Here is a 3,272-nt window from a genome sequence, read left to right on the forward strand (position 1 = left end):
GTTAGTCCCGCTGCGAGTGTAGTCGGTATTAAGAGTAGCTGTCCCTCCGAGGGTGTAATTGACTGTTAAAGCGTTAGCTATTACTCCGCTACGGGTGAAAGTATAGACTAAGTTGGTTGTTCCGTCTTCGGTAACACTTGCGGGAGCAACCGCAAGAGTAATACTAGGGGTCACATCATCATTGGTAATTGTCCCAGTAACTGCGGTGGTGGTCCCAACTGTATAATCAGTCCCCGCAGTGAGAGTTAAAGCGACGGTTTCATTACTTTCAACTGTGGTGTCAGCAGTGGGGTCAACAGTTACGGTAGCAGTGGACGAACCAGCAGCGAAAGTCACTGTCCCTGTGGTTGCTGTATAACTGGCTGCACCAGTTTGAGTGTAATCTGTGCTAAAAGTAGCTGTTCCGTCAACTGTATAGTTGACGGTTAAGGGATTAGTTGTGTCTCCTGTGCGGGTGAAGGTGTAGACTAAGTTGGTTGTCCCGTCTTCTGTCACACTTGCGGGGGAGATATCTAGAGTAATGCTAGGAAGGACGAAACTAGAGACATAATTAAAAGAGTTGCCTGTTAGATTTAATCCTGTGCGGTTTTGGATAACGGCGATGAGTTCATCCGGTTCAGATCCTGGTTTATTGTAGTAGAGATTAGTATTAGAACCAGAAACTGTTAATAAATAGTCACTACTGGTACCACGTAGCTGAATAATATCATCGGTAGGGTTAAAGTCAGTTATTTGGGCGTAATCATTGTTCCCTGCAAGAGCGCTATTACCATCGTCATAACCGATCCAAGTAGCGTCGCCGAGAATGAATTTATCACTTCCTGTTCCGCCTGTTAAATTATCGATTTCCCCTTTACCTGGAATAGCACTTTTAGGATCGACACCAATAAGAATATCGTTACCAGTGCCACCATCAATATTATCGTTGCCGTCCCCACCGTTGGCTCTTCTCTACTTTGTGTGATAAGCACTGATTATCATTCGTAGGAGTCTTGCTAGGCAAGGCTTTGAAGACTATATTTCTATAAAATTATCCCTATTCTTCTTCCCTCCACACAGAAACCAGAAGAGCCCACCGTTTAATACATCATCCCCTGCGGCTCCCCAAAGATAATCATTCCCTGCACCAGCATTGATGGTGTCATTGCCCCCGTAACCGGTCAAATAGTCGATATAAGCTGTTCCGGTAATATTAAATTGTTCGGTATTGGAGTAGGACAGCAAGGTACTGTTACTATTACCGGGAGCGTAGATATAAGTGGTAACGTTGTAATTAAAAACGCCGTAACCGCTTGTTCCCAAACCCGCGAAAGTGGCATTGCTAAAGTCGGCGATTAATAGGTCGTTTCCCCCTCCTCCATCAAATTTGCTGTTACTGATTAACAGATTTCCCGTTAATTTAAAGGTATCGTTGCCACTGCCAGTAGTGACAGACGGTATCGACTCGATATTTTTAATTGTGGTGATACCGTCCCCACTGAGTTGATTGGCTGCGGTTAAATCGAGAACCAGATTTGCGCTGGAGTCACTCAAATTCAAGGTGGTCAGGGTATCATTCCCCGCACCACCATCGATGGACTCTCCTTTTGTCCCAGAGGCAATGAGGTCATTTCCGTCACCACCATTGATTACATCAATGCCTGTGCCACCATCAATATTATCGTTGCCGTCCCCACCGTTTAATACATCATCGCCCGTTCCGCCGTCAATTGTATCATTGCCATCCAGTCCAGACAGAGTATCATTCCCTCCTAAACCTTGAATCAAATCATCACCAGTCGTTCCAACAAGGTTGTTGTTGTTGTTGTCTCCGATAAATGTAGCCATTGTATTTGTCCTAAAAACTTATAATTCGTGTTTTACTAATTTAAGCTGCCCTGGGTGTAAGGTGGGCAATGCCCACAATTTGCTTGGCTATTATTTATTCAGTGCAATTCAGTCCAGTTTTCCCCAACCGCAGCCAGTCTAGGTTAGGCTTAAAAACTATCAAACCATCAATTAATGGTTTCTACTATCTTAAGAGCGTTTTTTTCTACCGTCAATTAGGACATAAGATATACTTATTGTTTTGGTTCTTCCGAACTTACACTGTAGAAAAGTCCCCAAGCTCCCTCTCTGTCCAGCAATGTTCTAAAGTTGATAAATATCAATCTAACAAAAACTCAAAGCCTTATTGTACAAGCTTTACAAGCATAAGTTGTTGATAGTTTTGCATGACAGGTTCGGTAGAGCCATTGTTTTTTCAATCAGGTTTACTTATGAATCAGAGAAGGTCAAATTAAATTCGGTGCGGTTAAACCTTGATTTCTCGCACTATCCACCTGATTAGCTTGAACAAAGCCATCAGATTGAGCAAAATTGAACAAAACATCGTCAACAGCAGGAAAGCTCGGCAAGAGGGTAGAAGTCATGACATTGACCGCAAAGGATGACTTCGACTATTTTATGCAAAGAATCCCGAATTTTTCAAGGTTTCTATAACAAAAATTTACAGAAAACGGGTTTCTCAAAGAAACCCGTTTTCTCAGTTATTGCGAAGATGCGATCGCTAACGTCAAAGCGAGGCAGTTATTTGCTTAATTTTAGAGGTTTGCTGGCCAATTAGCATTTTTTGTGATAGATTGTAACCATAGTAACTTTTTATACTTAATTGTCAGTAATAATCATGAATGCTACAGCAATACGTCAACAAATAATTGAATCATTAGCTAATCTTTCTGGCGAACAATTATTGCAAATTAGAGAGTTAATCGAGCAAAATTTTTTGCCTCAAATTAAACCTAAATCAGAAGAAGAAAGACAACAGTTAATTAAATCATTACAAGGTAAATATGCTCATGCACCCACCAGTAGTGAAGATTTTGCCCAACAAAAACAAGCAGAAATTGATTGGGAGGAGCGTAATAGATGAATATCATTTTAGATGCTTGTGCTGTAATTGCTTTTGTTCGTAATGAAACAGGAGCGGATCTTGTCAGAGAAACCATCACTAATCAAAATAATAACAAAATGATTCATGTTGTTAATCTTTGCGAAGTTTACTATAATTTTTATCGCGATATAGGAGAATCAGAAACAGAAAAACTAATTCAAGAATTAAGTGATATTAACATAAAAACTCGCTTTGATTTAAGTAAGTACCTAGGCAAAATTAATTACATACTCGCCTCCAAAATTGTCCAGCACTTTTTTAACGTAAGCGAGGAGGCTCTTTCGGTCTTTATAGGCGCTAAATTCAATCCATTCATATTTTAAAAATCTCCATAATATTT

General features: G+C 40.5%; 2 protein-coding genes and 4 pseudogenes. 2 read left to right on the plus strand and 4 right to left on the minus strand.

Going from position 1 to position 3,272, the window contains the following annotated elements; all coding sequences use genetic code 11:
- The 3 genes and pseudogenes from O9332_RS27925 to O9332_RS03335 all read right to left on the minus strand — a co-directional run.
- Positions 1–1,191, minus strand: a pseudogene (locus O9332_RS27925) (Calx-beta domain-containing protein); the annotation flags it as partial.
- A 411-nt stretch (positions 1,192–1,602) separates the two neighbouring features.
- Positions 1,603–1,827 (minus strand): annotated as a pseudogene (locus O9332_RS28285) (calcium-binding protein); the annotation flags it as partial.
- Between the two features lie 446 nt (positions 1,828–2,273).
- Entirely contained in the window at positions 2,274–2,411 is a 138-nt protein-coding gene (locus O9332_RS03335) for a hypothetical protein (RefSeq protein ID WP_288023622.1), read from the minus strand.
- 239 nt (positions 2,412–2,650) lie between these two features.
- Here O9332_RS03335 and O9332_RS03340 point away from each other — a divergent pair, with 239 nt between their 5' ends.
- Together O9332_RS03340 and O9332_RS27930 are read left to right on the plus strand one after the other, a co-directional pair.
- Entirely contained in the window at positions 2,651–2,911 is a 261-nt protein-coding gene (locus O9332_RS03340; RefSeq protein ID WP_288023624.1) for a hypothetical protein, read from the plus strand.
- Positions 2,908–3,105 (plus strand): annotated as a pseudogene (locus O9332_RS27930) (PIN domain-containing protein); the annotation flags it as partial. The gene O9332_RS03340 and the pseudogene O9332_RS27930, both read left to right, overlap by 4 nt.
- Before the next feature lie 36 nt (positions 3,106–3,141).
- On the opposite strand, the pseudogene O9332_RS03345 reads toward O9332_RS27930, so the two are convergent.
- Positions 3,142–3,272 (minus strand): annotated as a pseudogene (locus O9332_RS03345) (IS630-like element ISMae24 family transposase); the annotation flags it as partial.

It is taken from the genome of Microcystis sp. LE19-10.1B, from assembly GCF_027530565.1.
Lineage (GTDB): Bacteria > Cyanobacteriota > Cyanobacteriia > Cyanobacteriales > Microcystaceae > Microcystis > Microcystis aeruginosa.

Coding starts and splice junctions, on each gene's coding strand:
- O9332_RS03335 (WP_288023622.1), bottom strand. CDS start 2,411: ATGACTTCTACCCTCTTGCCGAGCTTTCCTGCTGTTGACGATGTTTTG.